The organism is Lawsonibacter sp. OA9, assembly GCF_022440585.1.
In genome coordinates this window covers 865,831-886,247 of the sequence record NZ_JAKNTI010000022.1, presented here as the reverse complement: position 1 = coordinate 886,247, position 20,417 = coordinate 865,831, and the positions used below count along the sequence as shown (strand labels likewise).

At 54.3% G+C, this 20,417-nt stretch carries 18 protein-coding genes and 1 pseudogene; 15 read left to right on the top strand and 4 right to left on the bottom strand.

Annotation, left to right across the window (positions count from 1 at the left end; all coding sequences use genetic code 11):
* Positions 1-42 precede the first annotated feature (42 nt).
* The 3 genes from MCG44_RS05350 to MCG44_RS05340 all read right to left on the bottom strand — a co-directional run bounded on the left by MCG44_RS05350 (position 43) and on the right by MCG44_RS05340 (position 2,076).
* On the bottom strand, positions 43-1,101 hold the full coding sequence (locus tag MCG44_RS05350) for a rod shape-determining protein (RefSeq protein WP_374740038.1): 1,059 nt from the start codon (positions 1,099-1,101) through the stop codon (positions 43-45).
* Between the two features lie 112 nt (positions 1,102-1,213).
* Complete coding sequence (locus tag MCG44_RS05345) at positions 1,214-1,903, bottom strand: ComF family protein (RefSeq protein WP_147570639.1); 690 nt, start codon at positions 1,901-1,903, stop codon at positions 1,214-1,216.
* The gene (locus tag MCG44_RS05340; protein WP_186852689.1) at positions 1,900-2,076 is read right to left on the bottom strand and encodes an Arc family DNA-binding protein; all 177 of its coding nucleotides are present in this window, start codon (positions 2,074-2,076) and stop codon (positions 1,900-1,902) included. The genes MCG44_RS05345 and MCG44_RS05340 overlap by 4 nt, the downstream gene beginning before the upstream one ends.
* A 429-nt stretch (positions 2,077-2,505) precedes the next feature.
* Between MCG44_RS05340 and coaBC the strand changes: the two genes are divergently transcribed.
* The gene (coaBC, locus tag MCG44_RS05335; protein ID WP_240287142.1) at positions 2,506-3,705 is read left to right on the top strand and encodes a bifunctional phosphopantothenoylcysteine decarboxylase/phosphopantothenate--cysteine ligase CoaBC; all 1,200 of its coding nucleotides are present in this window, start codon (positions 2,506-2,508) and stop codon (positions 3,703-3,705) included.
* A gap of 626 nt (positions 3,706-4,331) precedes the next feature.
* On the opposite strand, the gene MCG44_RS05330 is transcribed toward coaBC, so the two are convergent.
* On the bottom strand, positions 4,332-5,354 hold the full coding sequence (locus MCG44_RS05330; RefSeq protein WP_147570642.1) for a LacI family DNA-binding transcriptional regulator: 1,023 nt from the start codon (positions 5,352-5,354) through the stop codon (positions 4,332-4,334).
* Between the two features lie 355 nt (positions 5,355-5,709).
* On the opposite strand from MCG44_RS05330, the gene MCG44_RS05325 reads away from it, so the two are divergent.
* The 14 genes and pseudogenes from MCG44_RS05325 (at position 5,710) to MCG44_RS05260 (ending at position 20,416) form a co-directional block, all read left to right on the top strand.
* On the top strand, positions 5,710-7,665 hold the full coding sequence (locus MCG44_RS05325; protein ID WP_240287140.1) for an alkaline phosphatase family protein: 1,956 nt from the start codon (positions 5,710-5,712) through the stop codon (positions 7,663-7,665).
* The gene (locus MCG44_RS05320; RefSeq protein ID WP_240287138.1) at positions 7,640-8,554 is read left to right on the top strand and encodes an NAD(P)-dependent oxidoreductase; all 915 of its coding nucleotides are present in this window, start codon (positions 7,640-7,642) and stop codon (positions 8,552-8,554) included. The genes MCG44_RS05325 and MCG44_RS05320 overlap by 26 nt, the downstream gene beginning before the upstream one ends.
* Positions 8,555-8,599: 45 nt before the next feature.
* Entirely contained in the window at positions 8,600-10,081 is a 1,482-nt protein-coding gene (locus MCG44_RS05315) for a lactate racemase domain-containing protein (RefSeq protein ID WP_147570645.1), read from the top strand.
* Between the two features lie 97 nt (positions 10,082-10,178).
* The gene (locus MCG44_RS05310; protein ID WP_186852691.1) at positions 10,179-11,387 is read left to right on the top strand and encodes an ABC transporter substrate-binding protein; all 1,209 of its coding nucleotides are present in this window, start codon (positions 10,179-10,181) and stop codon (positions 11,385-11,387) included.
* 175 nt (positions 11,388-11,562) lie between these two features.
* Positions 11,563-12,399 carry an ABC transporter permease gene (locus MCG44_RS05305; RefSeq protein ID WP_240287136.1) on the top strand — a complete coding sequence of 279 codons (837 nt, stop codon included), beginning with the start codon at positions 11,563-11,565 and terminating at the stop codon, positions 12,397-12,399.
* Position 12,400: 1 nt separating this feature from the next.
* Positions 12,401-13,213, top strand: a complete 813-nt coding sequence (locus MCG44_RS05300) for an ABC transporter permease (RefSeq protein WP_240287134.1) — start codon at positions 12,401-12,403, stop codon at positions 13,211-13,213.
* A complete protein-coding gene (locus tag MCG44_RS05295; protein WP_147570648.1) occupies positions 13,192-13,959 on the top strand; it encodes an ABC transporter ATP-binding protein in 768 nt (255 codons plus the stop codon). Before MCG44_RS05300 ends, MCG44_RS05295 begins: the two co-directional genes overlap by 22 nt.
* A gap of 15 nt (positions 13,960-13,974) precedes the next feature.
* Positions 13,975-14,721, top strand: coding sequence for an ABC transporter ATP-binding protein (locus tag MCG44_RS05290; RefSeq protein ID WP_147570649.1), 747 nt, complete (start codon positions 13,975-13,977; stop codon positions 14,719-14,721).
* 374 nt (positions 14,722-15,095) lie between these two features.
* On the top strand, positions 15,096-15,995 hold the full coding sequence (locus MCG44_RS05285) for a DUF6017 domain-containing protein (protein WP_117515954.1): 900 nt from the start codon (positions 15,096-15,098) through the stop codon (positions 15,993-15,995).
* Positions 15,996-16,001: 6 nt separating this feature from the next.
* Positions 16,002-16,490 carry a PcfB family protein gene (locus MCG44_RS05280; protein ID WP_117515955.1) on the top strand — a complete coding sequence of 163 codons (489 nt, stop codon included), beginning with the start codon at positions 16,002-16,004 and terminating at the stop codon, positions 16,488-16,490.
* Entirely contained in the window at positions 16,487-18,349 is a 1,863-nt protein-coding gene (locus MCG44_RS05275) for a VirD4-like conjugal transfer protein, CD1115 family (protein ID WP_118235786.1), read from the top strand. The genes MCG44_RS05280 and MCG44_RS05275 overlap by 4 nt, the downstream gene beginning before the upstream one ends.
* Positions 18,350-18,351: 2 nt before the next feature.
* Positions 18,352-18,573 (top strand): Maff2 family mobile element protein, encoded by a 222-nt coding sequence (locus MCG44_RS05270; protein WP_087374121.1) that lies wholly within the window; start codon positions 18,352-18,354, stop codon positions 18,571-18,573.
* Positions 18,574-18,652: 79 nt separating this feature from the next.
* The gene (locus tag MCG44_RS05265; RefSeq protein ID WP_118235807.1) at positions 18,653-19,507 is read left to right on the top strand and encodes a VirB6/TrbL-like conjugal transfer protein, CD1112 family; all 855 of its coding nucleotides are present in this window, start codon (positions 18,653-18,655) and stop codon (positions 19,505-19,507) included.
* A gap of 13 nt (positions 19,508-19,520) precedes the next feature.
* A pseudogene (locus MCG44_RS05260) lies at positions 19,521-20,416 on the top strand (radical SAM protein).
* Position 20,417: the final 1 nt, after the last annotated feature.

The window sequence follows — 20,417 nt, the reverse complement described above, 5'->3', positions numbered from 1 at the left end:
AATCCCCGGCCAGCCCAGTCTGGCCGGGGACACTCATTCTCATCAATAGTTCATCTGCTTGCGGCGGGACAGGTTCATGGTGCCATCCTGCATTTGGTCCAGGCTGTCCAGGCTCTTGCCAGTGCCGTGGGCCACACAGGAGATGGCGTCGTCGGCCACATGGGTCTCGATGCCGGTATGGGACTCCACCAGCTTGTCAAAGCCCCACAGCAGGGAGCCGCCGCCGGTCATGACGATGCCGTTGGTGGAGATATCGGCCACCAGCTCCGGGGGCGTGCGCTCCAGCACACCGTGGATGGCCTCCAGGATGCGGCTGGACACCTCCTCAAAGGCGTCGATCATCTCGCTGGAGGACACGGAGAATACACGGGGCAGACCAGTCATCAGGCAGCGCCCCTTGATCTCCATGGTGACCTCCTCCGGGCGGGGAAAGACACAGCCGATGGTCATTTTCAGTTCCTCGGCGGTGCGGTCTCCGATAAGGACATTGTGCTTCTTGCGGATATACTTGACAACCGCCTCATCGAATTTGTCACCGGCGATTTTGATGGAGGCGGACTCCACCACGCCGCCCAGGGAGATGACGGCAATGTCGGCGGTGCCGCCGCCGATGTCCACCACCATGTGGCCATCAGGCTTGGTGATGTCGATACCCGCGCCGATGGCGGCGGCCACAGGCTCCTCAATGAGGTAGGCTCTGCGGGCACCGGCCTGGATGCCCGCGTCCACAACGGCGCGCTCCTCCACCTCGGTGATGCCGGAGGGCACGCAGATGAGAAGACGGGGCTTAAACAGGGAGAAGGTGGTCACCTTCTTAATAAACTCCTTGAGCATCCGCTCGGTCATGTCATAGTCGGAGATGACGCCCTCCCGCAGGGGACGCATGGCCACGATATTGCCGGGGGTGCGGCCCAGCATGGCCTGGGCCTCGGTACCCACCTTCAGCAGTTTGCCGGTGTTCTTATCCATGGCCACCACAGAGGGCTCCCGCAGGACGACCCCCTTGCCCTTGATGTATACCAAAACAGAAGCGGTACCCAGATCGATACCGATATCTTTGCTAAATAGCCCCATAGTTTCGTCCACCTTATCTTGATTCATCACTGGCCCGGACCGCCAGCCAGGGCCAAGTTATTTTGTCAATTATAGTATAGCCAAATCGGCAAAACCTATTTGCCGCCGTCTATCATTATAACGGCTGATCGCCGGCTTTTCAACCATTATTTCTATTATTTTCTAATTTATCCCCACCCTCTCCCGCCTGGGCTAAAGTCAGGCACAGGACCTGCTTGGCACCCCCTTGGCACAGCAGACGGGCACACTCGCTCAGGGTGGCGCCGGAGGTAACCACGTCGTCCACCAGCAGCACCCGCCCGCCCTCTATTCTCCCTCCCGGCAGCAGAGAATAGGCCCCCAGGGCGTTAGCCCTACGGGCCGCTCCATCGGGCAGACTGGACTGAGGGACTGTATGCCGGCTCTTTTCCAGCAGAGGGAGCACAGGGAGCGCCAAGCATTCCCCCACGGTCCGGGCCAGCAGTTCCCCCTGGTCAAAGCCCCGCTTGCGCCGCCGCTTTTTGGACAGGGGCGCCCAGGTCACCAGCTCCGCCTCCACTCCCTGGTCCCTGGCACACTGGGCCATCAGCAGGCCAAAGGGCCGGCCATAGGCCGGAGCCGGGGCAAACTTATATCGTTGGACCGCCTCCCGCACTTGGGCCTGGTAGGCCAGCGGAGACCAGCAGCCCTGGGTAAAGTCCACCCGCCGCTCCCCCGCCCTTCCGGTCAGCCACGGCAGGCTGGCCTGGCAGTTGGGACACAGGGGAGCCCGTGGGTCATGCAGCAGCCGCTGGCAAAAGGGGCATTTGGGCGGAAAGAGCAGGTCCAGCAGTGCCTCGCCCACCCTCACTTCAGCTCGTCCTCAGGGATAGGGCCATGCTCTTTTTCAAAGTCACGAACACATTTTTGGATCAGATACAAAATCTGACCACTCATAGAACGTCCCTCTGCTCCGGCTACATATCTGAACTTGTCATGTAGCTTTTCATCCATTCGGATGCTTAAATGGGTTTTATCAGCCATATGCTTTGCCTACTTTCTGATTTAATAAACAAAGCATATCTTTTGAACTTATTATAAATTTATTTTTAGTGCATTATTAGTGCTTAAAATTATTTGACTATATGATATTTGATAAGGCTGTAGAGGCGGCGCCATGTGATCACCTGCCGTATCTCCGATGGGCCTTGGAAAAATTTTGACAGCCTGTCATACTTCCGGCGGGTGCCTTTCCAGAGACGGAAAGGCGCCAAAGGTCTCTAGGGGCTGCCCCCCCATCTGTGCGTCCCCCGTATAACAGGGTCCGGGGGTGAGGCACTTACGGACTTTGTCCGCCGGAGCGGAGGAATACGCCCCCGGTCCCTTTCCGTTTTCTTCCGGCCTTTTCTCTTTACACCACGGCAGAAAATTTGTATAATAGACACTGATTTGAACGCAAAAGGAGAGTTCACCATGCTGAAGGGAAAAACCGTCCTGCTTGGGGTCACCGGCGGCATTGCCGCCTACAAGGCCGCCTATCTGGCTTCCGCCCTGGTAAAGCTCCACGCAAATGTGGAGGTGGTGATGACCCAGCACGCCACCCAATTTATCGCGCCCCTGACCTTTGAACAGCTGACAGGCAACCGCTGTATGGTGGATACCTTTGACCGCAATTTCGCCCACCAGGTGGAGCATATTGCCCTGGCCGACCGGACGGACCTGGTCCTCATCGCCCCCGCCACCGCCAATGTGTGCGCCAAGCTGGCCCACGGGCTGGCCGACGATATGTTGACTACCACGGTGCTGGCCTGCACCTGCCCCAAGCTGATCGCTCCGGCCATGAACACCCATATGTTGGAAAACCCAGTGACTCAGGACAATCTGGACCTTCTGCGTCACTATGGCTGGGAAGTCATTTCCCCCGCCTCCGGCCGGCTGGCCTGCGGGGCGGTGGGGTCTGGCAAGCTGCCTGAGCCTGATCTGCTGATCCAGCATATCCTGCGGGCCATCGCTCTGCCCCATGACCTGACGGGAAAAAAAGTGCTGGTCACCGCCGGCCCCACCCAGGAGGCTCTGGACCCTGTCCGCTATCTGACCAACCACTCCAGCGGCAAGATGGGCTACGCCATTGCCAAAACGGCTATGCTCCGGGGGGCGCAGGTCACCCTTGTGTCCGGTCCGACCTCCATCTCCCCCCCCCCCTTTGTGGAGGTCGTGGAGGTAGTATCCGCCCAAGATATGTTCCAGGCTGTGACCAGCCGCCAGGAGCAGGCGGACTTCATCTTTAAGGCCGCCGCCGTGGCCGACTACACCCCCGCGGATTACAGCGACGACAAGGTGAAAAAGAGAGAGGGCGATCTGTCCATTCCGCTGAAACGCACCCAGGATATTTTAAAGCACCTGGGAGAGCACCGCCGCCCGGACCAAATCATTTGCGGCTTCTCCATGGAGACCCGCGATATGCTGGAAAACAGTCGGGTCAAGCTGGAAAAGAAAAACGTGGATATGATCTGCGCCAATAATTTGAAGGTGGATGGAGCCGGCTTTGGGGTGGATACCAACGTCATCACCCTGATCACACGGGACCGGGTAGAGGAGCTTCCCCTCCTGTCTAAAGAGGCGGCGGCGGGCCGCATCCTTGACCGGGCCATCGCTTTGGCGGGACAGGCGTGAGATATACCCTGGGACCGGACAGGTACCCCTTGATATAAGGGAACATTTATCGAGGAGTCTGAGCCCCTGGCAGATACCGCATTTGCGGTATCTGCCAGGGGCTTTTTCATTTGGATTCTGTGTGTGCTATGTTTCGTTCTGAGTTGCGCTTATACATACGAGAGATCGTTGTATTGAATTTAAGCCTTCTGCCGAGTGTTCATACTCTGTTTGATTTTCTTCTCGCAACCTATGATCTTCCCAATCATCTGTCCACAACAGGTGTGGATGTAATCTTTGTATATTCAGTATGCCGCTTTGTTCGAGATAATCTTATAGTGAAATAACCGAGATCAAAAGGCGAAAGTGAGGAAAAGCGTGCCGCAAAAACGGCACGCTTTTTCCATTGCTCTTAAAACGAAATGATTTTTCTCCCTATCATTTGATGGTTTGTTCTACCGGCCGCCTACACCTGCCGGCGATCATAATGCGCAGGAACAGGGAGAGATTTCGGGTACAAATTCAGTAGTGAAAGTCTATAGCAGAGAGGTGATCTGGACAATAAGGAGACATCTGGAGTTGATTGCTGCCTCTTTGCTTCATACAGAGCAGCCGGGCAATAGAGCGCCACGGCCGGTCCTCTTCCATTAATAGCGTTTTTTGGCCGGACCGCAAGACTCCCGTTGAATCAGCGTAAACGGAACGTCCACTTTTATTGATGATGTATGTCCGCCCTCAATGCGGTCAATCAACAGTTTTACTCCAAGATGTCCCATCTCCTCCAGAGGGACATGGATGGTCGTAAGCATAGGATCCAGATAGCAGACAGTTTCCATGTCGTTGATACCGATAATAGAGACATCCTGGGGAACCTTCAGCCGATGCTCCCGCAGACTTTTCATAGCGCCCACAGCATTCATATCGTTGGCACACAAAATGGCTGTAAACTCCACCCCGCTGTCCAGCAGCCGGTTGGTAGCCTCATACCCATCGGTTGGGTTAAACAAGCAGCGTGCCACATAGGGGGTCAGGTCACCTAGTTCCAGATCGGCCATGGCGTCCAGATAGCTTTGAAATCGCTGCTCGTTGTCCGTTTCCCCCATATAACAGATCTTTTTATGGCCTAGCGAACGCAGGTACTCCACACAGGTGCGGACTGCCTGGTAACCACTGCAGATCACCTGATCGAAGATCCCATCAGGCGCAGAGTTCTGCCCAATATTGACGATATTTTTATACCACTTTTTTAACAGGCTGAGAGAACGAGGCTCGATGCGGCCCAGGACTACGGCCGAGTCAGAGTTAGTGTCGGTAAACGGGGCTTTTCCATCCTGAATATCGGCCACAGAGTAATGATAGCGAAGATTATACCCCGCATCAAAGGCGGTAATCTCCGCTGCCCGCATTAGCACCGTAAAAAAGGGATCCAAATAGGGGCCAATAGTACGGGCATAGACACAGTCCAGATTTTGATTCTGGGGCTTCTGATCCAGTTCTGGACGCTTTAGCTGTCTGGCATGTTGATTGGGGACATAACCCAATTCCCGTACAGCTGCCCAGATCCGCTCCTGTGTCTGCGGGCTGGCCGCCGAAACATTTTTGCTGTTGACAATGCGAGAGACCGTAGAGGGCGATACTCCCGCCCGCCGCGCAATTTCTCTAATGCTCATCCAAATGCTCCTTTACTAATCGGCTTCGACACTGTCGCCGCACTATGCGTTTTATTTTACTACAAACTTTCCAGGATGGCAACCAACGCCAACGCATCGTTATGCAAACGTTTGCGTTTTTTCTCATTGACAAAACAAAAAAAACAGTGATATTATCCACTCATCCGTTAATATTACAGAAAATATATTGTTAAAACTTTATCAACCAAGCATTTTGACGAATATTGCGCCAGTTTTTTGGAGGTGTTGCACTACGCAACTTTCGTAACACCACATCAACAGGCAGCTTAGGCTGCCCCATAAACTACCTACGAGGCCATATAAATTAGGCCTCAGATCAGAAAAGGAGGGCATTATGGAAAAGAAAATTTTGTTCCTTGGTCTGGACGCTGCTATGCCGGACTTGGTCAAAAAGTTTGTCGCAGAGGGCGCTATGCCCAACACCGCCAAGCTAATGAAGCAGGGGATATTTTCCCGATTGGAAACAGTATTCCCGCCTCTGACTGCCGCAGCCTGGACTGCCATCGTCAGCGGTGCCGGATCCGGCACCAACGGAGTGCCCAGCTTGATGGTGAAACACCTGGGCGAGGACCTAGATCACTGGCACACTTCCTTCGACCGCAACGAGGTACTGTGCGAAACCATGTGGGACGTGGGCAAGCGTTTGGGTAAAAAGGTGGCCCTCATAAACTGGCCGGTCACTTTCCCCATGGGCGCTATCTCGGAGGAAGACGGCTGCCAGCTGGCCGGCTCTTTGAATCCACCATTCCGCTACTTTTTCATGCCCCTGTGGGACGTGGCTTCCAGCGCCTGCTTCTCCAACCAGAAGCTGCGCTGCAACCAGATCCCCGGCCGGGCGGTCCAGCTAGAAGCCCGACCCGCTGAAGGTTGGACTAATCTGCCCGAAAGCAAGCGCCCGCCACTAGAATTCGACATTGTGGTCCCCCCCACCTATGTGGAAGGTTACCCCATGCATGTGTTGATGTACGCCTCCACCGACACGGGCTATGATCGTATGCTGATCTCTGAGTCCAAGGACGCCGCTCAGGCCATCACCGACATCACCCACGGGGAACTAGGTCCCTGGATTACCAAAAACTTCAAGGCTCGGGACTATGAACGGGACGGCCGCTTCCGTTTCCAGATCCTCCAACTCACCCCAGACGGGAAGAACTTCAAACTGTACCAGAGCGCCATCAACATGGCCGAGCCTTATTCCGTTCCCTCCTCCCTGAGCAAGGAGGTAGAGGCCGTGGCCGGTACCTATATGGAGGTTGACGATCCCTGGGCCTTCATGGATGGCTGGATGGCTCCAGAACTCTACCTGGACCAGCTGCAGATGCACGCCAACTGGTGGGGCAACGCCACAAAGTATGTGCTTGAGCATCAGCAGTGGGACATGGCCTTCTCCTGGGTAGGCACTATCGACCACATCGAGCATGTCCTTTACGCTGGCATTGAGCCCAAGGCACGGGTATATGACCCGGACAAGGCTGATTTCTGCTGGCACATGATCCGGGAGACTTACCGACAGGTGGACGAGAACATCGGAAGGATCCTGGATGCTGTGGACTTGGACAATACATATGTGATCCTGATCTCCGACCACGGCATGACCCATTTGGACTGGAACCCTTATGTAAAAGAGCACCTGGCCCGTGCCGGTCTGTTGGAGTATGTGTTGGATCTGACCACTGACGATCCCAGCAACCTTACTATCAACTGGGAGCACACCAAGTGCCATCCCCTGGAGCCCTGTCACGCCCACATCTTCATTAACCTGAAGGGGCGAGACCCTCACGGCATCGTGGAGCCTGAGGACTATGAAAAAGTCCAGGAGGAAATCATCCGTTGCCTGATGAATATGCGGGATCCGGAAACCGGAGATCAGGTGGTCGCTCTGGCCATTAAGAAGAAGGAGGCTGGCACTCTGGGCATCTATGAGGGGCCCGGCTATGACCGCGTGGGCGACGTGCTATACGCCTGGAAGCCCGGTTATATGTCCCACCCCTTCATTTACCGCAGCAAGATTCAGTATCGGGATGGTACCGAAAGGGTCATCGCTAACCCCGAACTTTACGAAGCCGCTGGCTTGTGCCGCAACTTCACTGGTGTTCACCTAGCTCTCCCCTCGCTCCACGATATGCATGCGGTCATGATTATGACTGGTCCAGGTGTGCCCCAGTACGAACGAAAGTTCCCCGCAAAGATCATTGACGTAGCGCCTACGCTGAGTAAGCTATTGAACATCGACGTACCCAAAGATGCCGAAGGAGGAGTTTTGTATGATATCCTGGACCGGTGCCAATAAACCCATCAAAAAGGTCGGTCTAATCGGTTGTGGCCGCATGGGCCGCTGTATGCTGGAAGGAATGCTGGCCAAAGGCTACAGCGTTGTAGTCTACGATAAATTTCCCACAGCCGCCCAGTCCGCTTCCGCTCTGGGTGCCCAGGCGGTTCCCACTCCTAAAGAGGTGGCTGAACAGGCTTCAGTCATCCTCATGTCCCTGCCCAGCCCAGTCCAGTTGGAGGATGTTCTTTTCGGCGAGGGCGGTATGATGGCATCCCTTACCTCTGACCATGTGGTCATCGACACCAGCACTGTAGATCCCCAGACTACCCGGGGGCTGGCCGCCCGGGTAGGTGAGTGCGGCGCAGCCTATCTGGACTGTCCCATCCTGGGTCGTCCCTCGGCGGCAGGCAAGTGGATGCTGCCTACTGGTGGCTCTGGTGAAGCGTTAGAGAAGGTGAAGCCTGTGTTGCTGTGCTTTGCAGCCAACGCTGTACTGGTGGGGGACTCCGGGGCCGGCAACGCTTTAAAGCTGCTGAACCAGATGATGTTTTCCTGCATCAACGCCATCTCCTCCGAGGTCATGGCCATCTGTGACCATGTAGGGATCAAAAAGGAGGTCTTCTACGATACTGTAGCCTCATCCACCGCGGCCACTGTCAGCGGTCTGTTTCGTGAAGTGGGCAAGTGCATCGTCAATGAAGCCTACGACTCCCCTGCCTTTACGGTGGACCTACTGATTAAGGACACCAAGCTAGCCCTCCAGATGGCCAAGGATGCCGACGCCCCCTCTCTGATCGCCGGCACTGCTCAAATGTACAATGAGATCGCCCATGGTCAGGGCTTGGGTACTCAGGATACCAGTGCCCTATATAAGGTATTTAGTCGTCACTACGACAAAATCTCTTGACCAGGCTTTGACCCAAACTTTATGTTTAGAAAGGATGTTCCCTGCATGAAACTGGATTTTGAATACGGCCAAGGCCTTATGAGCGCCGAATTGCCTGACAGCACCGATATCTTTATCCCCGGTGAAACCGTGCCCGATCCCCCTTGTCTGCCCCAAGACTGGGACAGCCTGTATGCTGCCACCCTGGAGTCTATCCAGCACCCCATCGGCATGAAGCCTCTGCGGGAGTTGGCTGGCCCCGGCAAGACAGTGGTCTTCGTCATTCCTGACATTGTGAAGGGAGGCACCCAGCCTACCTCCCATCGTCGTGTGGCCATCCGGGCCTGTCTGGATGAGCTGTACGCTGCTGGAGTAGCAAAAGAGGACATTCTTCTGCTGTTTTCTAACGGCCTTCATCCCCGAGCCACAGTGGCCGAGATGAAGAAGATTCTGGGTGATGATCTGTTCAATGAGTTCTATTACACCAACCAGATCACCAGTCACGACAGTGAGGATCCCGACCACATGGTGGATCTAGGTACCACCCAGCGGGGTGATCCGGTGCTGATGAACAAGTATGTCTTTGACTGCGATATCCCCATTCTTATCGGACACACCCAAGGCAATCCCTACGGCGGATACTCTGGCGGCTATAAGCACTGTACTACCGGCATCACCCACTGGCGCTCTATTGCTAGTCATCACGTCCCCAAGGTCATGCACCGGGATGACTTCACCCCCGTGTCCGGCCACAATCTGATGCGTACCAAGTTCGATGAGATCGGTATGCATATGGAAGAGAAGATGGGCCACTCCTTCTTCTGCTGTGACGCGGTACTAGACACCTACTCCCGTCAGATCGCTATCTTCTCCGGCTATGCTAAGGAGATGCAACCTGTGTCCTGGGATGTCGCCGACAAACGGACTTATGTGCCCTGGGCAGAAAAGAAGTATGATGTAGTGGTGTTCGGCATGCCCCAAGACTTCCACTATGGCAATGGCATGGGTACCAACCCTATCCAGATGATGCAGGCCTTGTCAGCTCAGGTCATCCGCCACAAGAGAGTCATGAGTGATCACTGTGTATTCATCGTTTCTAGCATCTGTAACGGCTATTTTCACGACGAACGTTGGCCCTATCTGAGGGAGTTATACGAGATGTTCCAGCATGATTACATGAACGTTCTCCCCGACATGGACCGTTATGGCGAGTACTTCGCTACCAATGAGGAGTATATTCGCAAGTACCGCTTCTGCAACGCCTTCCACCCCTTCCACGGCTTCTCCATGATGAGCTGCGGTCACATTGCCGAGATGAACACTTCCGCCATCTATATTGTGGGTGCCCAAGAACCGGGTATTGCCCGCTCTATGGGGCTGAAGACCCGGTCCACCTTCGAGGAAGCCCTGGAGGACGCCAAAAAGAAATTTGTCGGCCCCAACCCCAATATCTTGGCTCTGCCTAAGACCTATAAGATCGGCGCTGTTCATCTATGCATGAAGAACGAGGGCTATGATGGCACCTGCGGCCATCCCTGCGCTGACTAAAAAGCCCTTCCCTTTGGAATCACACAGGGTTTGGCTGGATAGTGACCGTCCGGTAGTCCGCCCGGTCGATATATGTTTAGAAAGGATGGAAGTAAAGATGAAAAAAGCAACCACAAAAAGACTCCTTGCAACGCTCCTCTCTTTTGCCATGATGTTCGCTCTGGTCGCCTGTTCTGGCAACGAAAATGGCAGTAGCGGAGGCAACAACTCCGCCAACAGCGGTGGCACTTCCTCCGGTGGCGGCCACGAAGTGGAGCTGATAGACGGCGCCACCGCCCCTGAGGATTTGACCTTTGGTCTAACCCCCTTTGAAGACCGCCAGACTCTGCGCATCGGCTTCTTTACCGGCTCTCCCCTCTCCTATGCCTTCCTCTTTGCCGATAATCTGGGCGTCTTCGACGCGCTAAACATCGATGTGGAGTATAGCTGCTTCACCGGTGGCCCCGCCATGATGGAGGCCAACTCTGAATGGGACATGGCATCCTGCGGTTTGGGCGGTGTATGCACTGCCTTGGCTGGTTATGACTTTACCCTCGTAGATGTTACTGACTACGAGGAGAACATGGCCATTTTCGTACGGCCCGACTCTGAGTTGGCTAATGACCCTACTAACCCCGATTTATGGAAGGGAGCTACCGTGGTCTACCCTGCTGGCACCACCGGTCAGGCGGTCCTGGCTCAGTATCTCGAGACCATGGGCCTGACCCTCTCCGACGTGGAAAGTGTCAACATGGACAATGCCAACGGTCTGACCGGCTTTAACGGCGGCACTGGTGACGCCCTGGTGTGTTGGAACGCTATCGCCCTGTCCGCTGAGGACAGAGGGTATGTTCGTGTCACTGACTCTGGCCAGCTGAACCTGCCCTTCCCTTGCTGTACCTTCGCCCAGACCGAGATCATGGAGAGTAATCCCGACCTAGTGGCTGCTGCAGTCGCTGTTTTCCATCTGACCTATGAGTGGGTTACCGAGTCCGAGGGCAATGCCGCTCAGGCCGCCGCCTGGTATCTGGAGCACTGCGACGAAGAAGGCTTCCTGTGTGACGAGAGCATCGCTGAACGCACCATTAACTGGTGGCGCTGTCCCACGGTAGATGAGTATATCGCACTCTTTACTGAAACTGAACCCGACGAAGCTGGCCTGTATACTTCTCGTGACCTACTGCAAATTGAGAACGACATCCTCTCCGGATTTGACTTCTTCACCAGCGTAGGCAGCTACACCGAGGCCCAACGCACCCAGTTCCTGGACGATCAGCGGGTGGACAATTCCATCGCTCTGGCTGTCAAAGAAATGCTGGGTCGATAAATGCCTTCGATAGTCTTCCTCCCGCCCCATGGGAGGCGGGAGGAAGATTCGCTTTGCGGACGTGAAAACTGAATTTGGCTTCTGTCTACAGATCAGTCCAAACGTTCTCAGAGTGCATCTCCGCCTCTGCATATCTGATATTTGAGACACAAAGCTCGGAAAGTAGGGATGTCTTTTGAGCGAACCCATTCATGAGATGACTGCGGCTGAGCGTGTCGCGCTGGTTGAGCGTGAAAAACACCGGATAACCTACCGCAACATCACCCTGTCTTTCGCCGGTATCCTTCTCTTCCTGCTCATTTGGGAAGGGTTAGCCCTGTCCGGCATTGTAGACTCCAGAATTCTGTGTGACGTTTTGGAAGTCCTTCGTCTTTTCGTCACCAAACTGTCTGATCCCAATCCAGACGGCGCGGTACTGACGGTCCATATCTGGTCCAGTTTACAGGTGGCCCTTCTGGGCTTCCTGCTGGCTGTAGTCATCGGTGTGCCTCTAGGCTGGCTGATGGGCTGGTATCGGGGAGCCGACAGCTTTCTTCGCCCCATCTTTGAGATTATTCGCCCTATTCCCCCAGTGTCCTGGATTCCGCTGACCATTGTGTGGCTGGGCATCGGCCTGCCGGCCAAGTCCTTCATCGTATTCTTTGCCGCCTTTGTCCCCTGTCTAATCAACGCCTATACCGGCATCCGGCAGACCAAGGAGGTCCTGAAAAACGTAGGCAAGACCTTTGGCGCTTCTTACTTCACTGTCTTCGTAAAAGTGGGGATTCCTTCCTCTTTGGTCATGACTTTCGCCGGCATCAAGGTTGCTATCGGCAACGCCTGGGCCACTCTGGTGGCCGCTGAGATGCTGGCCGCTTCCAGCGGACTGGGCTACATGATCCTGATGGGCCGTTCCTATGCCCGCGTAGATCTGATCATCCTGGGAATTGTTGTCATCGGCGTGCTGGGCGTCATCATCTCCGCTATCATCAACAGGCTGGAGCGTATCTTCCTAGGATGGAGGTATGTGTAGTATGGAAAAGAAAACCGCGCATATGAGCGCAGCAGAGATTCGGGAACAACGGCTTAAGGTTCTTTACCGTATCCTCCCTATTGTCTCTCTTCTCCTGTTGGTGGCCCTTTGGCTGTTAGCCTCCTCCGGCGTCAATTCCAACTTCCCAACTCCCCAGGCAGTGTGGGATCGTACAGTTCGCCTGTTCACCAATCCGGTAAAGAAACTGACTTTGGTCGGTCACGCTTTGGTCAGTCTACGGCGCATCGGTCTGGCTCTCGTCTTCGATTGGACTGCTGGTATCGCCTTTGGCGTACTGCTGGGCTGGTGCCCCAGGGCCCGTGCCTTCTTTGGCCCTCTATTCAACGCCTTCCGTGCCGTCCCTCCGCTAGCCTGGATTCCTCTGATCACACTGTGGTTTGGTGCTGGTGAGTTCCCCAAGGTCCTCATCGTTATCTTTGGTTCTCTGGCCTCTATTGTGGTCAACACTCAGGCCGGTCTTAGTTCTGTGGATAAAATGTATCTGGACGTAGGTACCGTTTTTAATGCCACACCCAGACAGCGCCTGTTCAAGATCGCTATTCCATCTTCTCTGGACGCCATCTTTGCCGGCGTGCGTACCTCTACCAGTGCCGCCTGGATGGTGGTTTTGGCTGCCGAGATGCTGGGTGCTGACGCAGGCGTGGGCTTCCTGATCTCCCGCGGCATGGACTCTATCGATATGCCCCTGGTCCTGACCGGCATGATCGCCATTGGTATCGTGGGCGCTATGCTGGCCATTATCACGCAAATTGCAGAAAGGTTGATTTGCCCATGGACGAGAAAAAGAAAGTAATTCTGAAACTGGACAACATCTGTCAGAGCTACGTCGTGGGCGAGTCAGTCAAGGATGCAGTGGAAAATGTTTCTCTCGAGGTCTACGACAATGAATTTCTGGTCATCCTAGGCCCAGGCCACTGCGGTAAAACCGTACTGATGAACATGATCGCCGGATTGGAGAAACCTATCGGTGGCAAAATCTATCTGGACGGCGAGGAAGTTCACGGCAGCGATAAGCGTATCGGCATGGTGTTTCAGTCTTTGAATTTGATGCCCTGGCGCACTGTCATGGGCAATGTGGAATTTGGTCTAGAGGTAGCTGGCGTATCCAAGGAGGAGCGCCGGGCCACCGCCCAGAAGTACATCGATCTTGTTGGGTTGAAAGGCTTTGAAAAGTCCTATCCCCATGAGCTCTCCGGCGGTATGAAGCAGCGTGTAGGAATTGCCCGTGCCTATACCAACAATCCTCAGATTCTCCTGATGGATGAACCCTTTGGCCAGCTGGATGCCCAAACCCGGTATGCCATGGAGGAAGAGATCCTGCGTATCTGGGAGCAAGAAAGGCGCACCATCCTCTTTGTCACCAACAACATTGAGGAGGCTGTCTATCTGGCAGACCGAATTGTGCTGTTGAGCAACTGCCCCGCCCGGGTAAAGCAGGTTTATGATCTGGCTTCACTGGGGCGTCCCCGGAACACTACGTCTCCGGATTTTCTGCGCATCCGGTCCGAGATTTCCGATAATACGGATCTGGCGCTTTGATATGGGAGGTACTCTATGAGCGAGCAAGAATATAAAGTACGGGTGGAGCACCTGACCAAATACTTCGGGGACCTACATGTGCTGGACGATGTGTCCTTCAATATCAAAAAGGGAGAATTCCTGTGTGTGGTAGGCCCCACAGGCTGTGGTAAGACCACCTTCCTCAATCTGCTCACCCGCATCTATATGCCCACAAAGGGAGAACTCTATATCGACGGTGAGCCCGCCGATCCCAAAAAACACAGTTTGGCGGTGGTGTTCCAGGAGCCTTCCTCCATGCCTTGGCTCACGGTAGAACAGAACCTGCGTTTCGGCTTGGAAATCAAGAAGCTGCCCAAAAATGAGATTGATCGTCGAGTAGAAAATATCATCAAGCTGTTAGGCCTAGAAGAGTTTCGTAACCGCTACCCTCACCAGTTGTCCGTTTCTACCGCCCAACGCATCATTATCGGACGCGCTTTTGCCCTCCAGCCTGACCTGTTGCTGATGGATGAGCCATATGGACAGATGGACATCAAACTGCGCTTCTATCTGGAGGATGAGGTTATCCGCTTGTGGAAGGAAATCGGTACCACCGTGGTTTTCATTACCCACAACATCGAGGAGGCCGTGTATCTAGCTGAACGCATCCTAATCCTGACCAACAAGCCGGCCCACATTAAGGAGGAAGTGCAGGTAGACCTACCACGTCCGCGGGATGTTACCGCTCCTGACTTCATTGCAATTCGAAATCATGTGACCGAACAGATCAAATGGTGGTAAGATAAAGCGGGGAAGCCCTTCCCCGCCTCCTAATAAGAAAACATGAGATAGTCCAGTAAAATCAATGTTTTCAGAGGCAAGGAACACGATGTGAAGTCAAAAAATCAAATACTGGCAGGATAAAGGGTGCTGATGTGAAATATCAGCACCCTTTTCCTGTCCCAAACGCCATAGGGAATCCTATGGCGTTTTTACTTTCCATCAAGTACACGGAAAACTGTATTGAAAGGGGTGAGAAATCGAAGGTATTTCTTCATGTAGGAAATGCAAATCAAGTGTCCATAGGTTTTCCCACATGGAGAAGCAAGTGGGCACAGAATTGAATTTTTTCCGAAAACGAACACTTTTCCAGACCGCCGGAGGGAGGTGAGATTATGGCGGTATTTCGCATTGAGAAAACCCGCGACTACACGGTGATGGCAAACCATCATCTGCGGAACACGGCACTGTCGCTGAAAGCGAAGGGGCTGCTGTCCCTCATGCTATCCTTGCCGGAGGATTGGGACTACACCACCAAAGGTCTTGCGCGGATATGCCGGGATGGAGTGGACAGCATTTGTGCTACGGTCCGGGAGCTGGAGGATGCGGGATACATTATCCGTGAAAGAGTCCGCAACGCCAACGGGCGGCTCGGCAGCATCGAGTACACGATTTTGGAGCAGCCCAGGCCGCCGGAACCTAAACCGGGAAAACCTGAACGGGAAAATCCAGTTCAGGTAAAACCAGTCTTGGATTCTCCTGTCTTGGGAAAACCTGAACAGGAAAAACCCGCACAATTAAATACTAAAGGATCAAGTAACCAAATATCAAATACTGATTCATCAAGTACGGAAGGATCAAATCCTATCCAATCAAGTCCCCAAACCCCCGCAGAGACCAAACGAACCGGACGGGACTGGATGCGGGAGCGAGAGAGCTATCGGGAACTGATTTTGGAGAATATCGAGTATGACTATCTATGCCGGGATGACCGGCTGGATCGGGATATGCTGAATGAACTGGTGGAACTCATGGTGGATACCGTCTGTTCCCGCAGGGAAACGATCCGCATTGCCGGGGACGACTATCCGGCGGAGGTGGTCAAATCCCGGTTCCTGAAGCTGAACAGTTCTCACATTGAGTATGTGTTGGACCGTATGCGGGAGAACACCACCTATGTCCGCAACATCAAGAAATATCTGCTGGCTGCCCTGTATAACGCCCCGGCCACCATCGACAGCTACTATGCGTCCCTGGTGAACCATGACCTGTACGGCAGCGGAGAAAGGAGATGATAGGTCATGCAGGAAGAAGTCACCCAGCGCACCATTGCCCTCTGTGTGGAGGCCACCAAACTCTCCGCCGGGATGCTGCAGCAGGCCATGAAAAAAGTGCTGGACGAGATGCAGAAAGGAGTGACCGGCCATAAGACCAAGCTGCACCACGGAAAGCAGACCCTCCGGCAGCTGATGAAGCACAACACCGGCGTTTCCAACATCGAGATCACCGACCGGAACATCCGGGCCTTTTCCGCCACCGCCAAGAAGTACGGCATTGACTTTGCTCTGAAAAAGGATACCAGCGGCGAGATACCCCGCTACCTGGTGTTCTTCAAGGGCCGGGATGCCGACGTTATCACGGCAGCCTTTCGGGAGTTCTCCGCAAAGAACCTGGAGAAAGAGAAAAAGCCCTCCATCCGCAAGGAGCTGGAGCAGGCGAAACAGCAGTCCAAAGCCCAGCACCGCCAGCGGGAGAAGGTCAAGACCAAAGACCGGGGTGTGGAATTATGACGGTTGACTGGAAGAAAAAGCTGATCCCCAACCTCCCGTATCTGCTGTTCGTGTATCTCTTTGACAAGCTCTGCCAGGCGGTGCGCCTTGCGCCCGGCCTTGACGCCTCTGAAAAGTTCCTGCATTTGAGCCAGGGCTTTACGGAGGCGTTTTCTTCTGGGCTGCCAAGTCTGCATCCGCTGGACCTGCTGGCGGGTATCGCCGGGGCGGTCATTGTTCGGCTGGCGGTGTATGCCAAGAGCAAGAATACAAAGAAATATCGCAAGGGCATTGAGTACGGCAGCGCACGATGGGGCACGGCGGCCGATATTGCCCCCTATGTCGATCCGGTTCCCGACTGGAACATTCCTTTGACCCAGACGGAAAAGCTCACCATGTCCAGCCGCCCGAAAAATCCCAAGTACGCCCGAAACAAGAACATTCTGGTCATCGGCGGCAGCGGCAGCGGCAAGACCCGGTTCTTCGTCAAGCCCTCACTCATGCAGATGCACAGCAGCTATGTGGTCACCGATCCCAAAGGACAGCTTTTGTCCGAGGTGGGGACCATGCTGCGGCGGGGCGCCCCCAAGCTGGACGAGAACGGAAAACCCCTGCGGGATGCCCGCGGGAAGGTCATCTATGAGCCGTACCGCATTAAAGTCCTCAACACCATCAACTTCAAAAAGAGCATGAAATACAACCCCTTCGCCTATATTCGGTCGGAGAAAGACATCCTCAAATTGGTCAATGTCATCATTGCCAACACCAAAGGCGACGGAGAAAAATCCTCGGAAGATTTTTGGGTGAAGGCCGAGCGGCTTTTGTACTGCGCCCTGATCGGGTACATCTGGTACGAGGCGGAGCCGGAAGAAAAGAACTTCCTCACGCTGCTGGAGCTCATCAACGCATCGGAGGCCAGAGAGGACGACGAGGAATTTCAGTCGCCCGTGGATATTCTGTTCGCCAAGCTGGAGAAGGAGCACCCGGACCACTTCGCTGTGAAGCAGTACCGCAAATTCAAATTGGCTGCCGGCAAGACCTTGAAATCCATCCTGATTAGCTGCGGCGCCCGCCTTGCCCCCTTCGATATTGCGGAGCTGCGGGAGATCATGTCGGACGACGAACTGGAACTGGACACCCTGGGCGACCGAAAAACGGCGCTGTTTCTCATTATGAGCGATACGGATACCACCTTCAACTTCGTTATCGCCATGCTGCAAAGCCAGCTATTCAATCTCCTTTGCGACAAGGCGGACGACGTGTACGGCGGCAGGCTGCCCGTCCATGTGCGGTGCCTCCTGGACGAGTTCGCCAATATCGGGCAGATACCCAACTTCGACAAGTTGATCGCCACCATCCGGAGCCGGGAAATCTCGGCTTCTATTATTTTGCAGTCCCAAAGCCAGTTAAAGACCATCTACAAGGACGCCGCGGATACCATTGTGGGCAACTGCGACACCACCTTGTTTTTGGGAGGCAAGGAGAAATCCACCCTGAAAGAAATCTCGGAGCTGCTGGGCAAGGAGACCATCGACAGCTTCAATCAATCCGAGAACCGGGGCAGTCAGGTTTCCCACGGCCTCAACTATCAGAAATTAGGAAAGGAGCTGATGACCCAGGACGAGATTGCGGTGATGGACGGAGGCAAGTGTATCTTGCAGCTTCGAGGGGTGCGGCCGTTTTTCAGCGACAAGTTTGATATAACGAAGCATCCCCGCTACAAGTACCTTGCCGACGCCGACAAGAAAAATACCTTTGACATTGAACGGTACATGAAACGCAGACCGGCCATTGTGAAGCCGGACGAGCCTTTCGATCTGTACGAATTGAAAGCCACCGACCTTCAACCCAACAATTCAACTGAACGAAAGGAAATGTGAATATGAGCTTTTTTACTAACGCTATCGACGTTTTGCAGACTCTGGTCATCGCCCTGGGCGGCGGCCTGTGCGTGTGGGGCGGCATCAACCTTCTGGAAGGTTACGGCCAGGACAACCCTGCCTCCAAAAGCCAGGGCATCAAGCAGCTCATGGCGGGCGGCGGCGTTGCCCTCATCGGCATCACCCTGATCCCTCTGCTGTCCGGTCTGCTGTCCACCACCTAATGATTCTCCAAAACCGGCGGGGGCTTTCGCTTGATAGCGGGAGCCCCCGCAAAGGAGGTGATCTCCCTTGATATTGGATATGATCCAGGAGTGGTTCAAGGAACTGCTCATTGACGGTATCATTTCAAACCTGACCGGGATGTTTGATACCCTGAATACAAAGGTGGGCGAGATCGCCGGGGAGGTCGGCATGACGCCCGCCGCCTGGAACAGCAGCATCTTCAACATGATCCGAAACCTCTCGGAAACGGTGATTGTCCCCATCGCTGGCATCATCCTCACCTTCGTCATGTGCTACGAGCTGATCCAGCTCATCATCGAGAAAAATAACCTCCACGACTTTGACACCTGGATTTTCTTCAAGTGGATTTTCAAGACCTTCTGCGCGGTGCTGATCGTCACCAACACCTGGAACATCGTCATGGCGGTGTTCGATGTGGCGCAGAATGTGGTCAGTCAGTCGGCGGGGGTCATCATCTCGGACGCAGGCATCGACATTTCCGGCGTGGTGGGCAATCTGGAGACCCAGCTTGCCGACTGGAGCGTGGGCGCCCTGCTGGGGCTGTGGTTCCAGAGTGTGTTCGTGGGGCTGTGTACGCAGATTCTTTCCATCTGTATCTTCCTGGTGATCTACGGCAGAATGATTGAGGTGTATTTGGTCACCTCCATAGGGCCGATTCCCTTTGCCACGATGGTCAACCGGGAATGGGGCTCCACGGGGCAGAACTACCTTCGCTCCCTGCTGGCCCTGGGCTTCCAGGCCTTCCTCATTATGATCTGCGTGGGCATCTATGCCGTGCTGGTGGAGGGCATCTCCACATCCGGCGACAACATATCCGCTGCCATCTGGGGGTGCATGGGCTATACGGTTCTGCTGTGCTACACATTGTTCAAGACCGGCAGCCTTGCAAAATCCCTGTTTGGCGCCCACTAAAGGAGGCAGATATTTGAGAGTAGGCCTTATTGATGTGGACTCGCACAATTTTCCCAACCTGTGCCTGATGAAGCTCTCGGAGTATCACACCAGACACGGGGATCGGGTGGAATGGTGGGACCCTGCAAAGCAATATGACCTTGTTTATAAAAGCCGGGTATTTACAGACACCTATTCCAAAGACACCATACAGGTGAGCAATGCGGATAAGGTCATCCAGGGCGGTACAGGTTACGGCCCCGGCGAAAACCTCCCGCATGAGATCGAGCATATTCGGCCGGACTATTTTCTATATCCGCGGTTTTTAGGTACAGCCTACGGCTTTTTAAGCCGTGGCTGTCCAAGGAACTGCGGATTTTGTATTGTCAGCAAAAAAGAAGGGCGCAGGAGCGTCCGGGTGGCTGATCTTTCCGAGTTTTGGAATGGTGAGGAAGAAATCAAACTGATGGACCCGAACCTGCTTGCCTGTCCCGACCATGAAAGGCTCATTGAACAGCTAATTGAGAGCCGGGCGCTGGTGGACTTTACCCAGGGGCTCGATATTCGCCTTATCAGCCGTGATAATGTATCTCTACTGAACAAAGTGCGGACAAAAGCGGTGCATTTCGCATGGGATAACCGGACGAGGACCTGACGGAGTATTTCCGTCGCTTTCGTGAACTTACTTCCATAAAGAGCGACCGAAACCGCCGTGTCTATGTCCTGACCAATTACGGCAGCACCCATGAACAGGATTTGTACCGGGTAAACACCTTGCGGGCATTGGGATATGATCCCTATGTGATGATCTATGAGCGTCCCACGGCTCCACGCATTACCCGCCATCTGCAAAGATGGGTAAATAATAAACGGATTTTTCATTCCGTATCAGATTTTAAGGACTATGCGCCGATGAAGAAGGAGGTGTGAA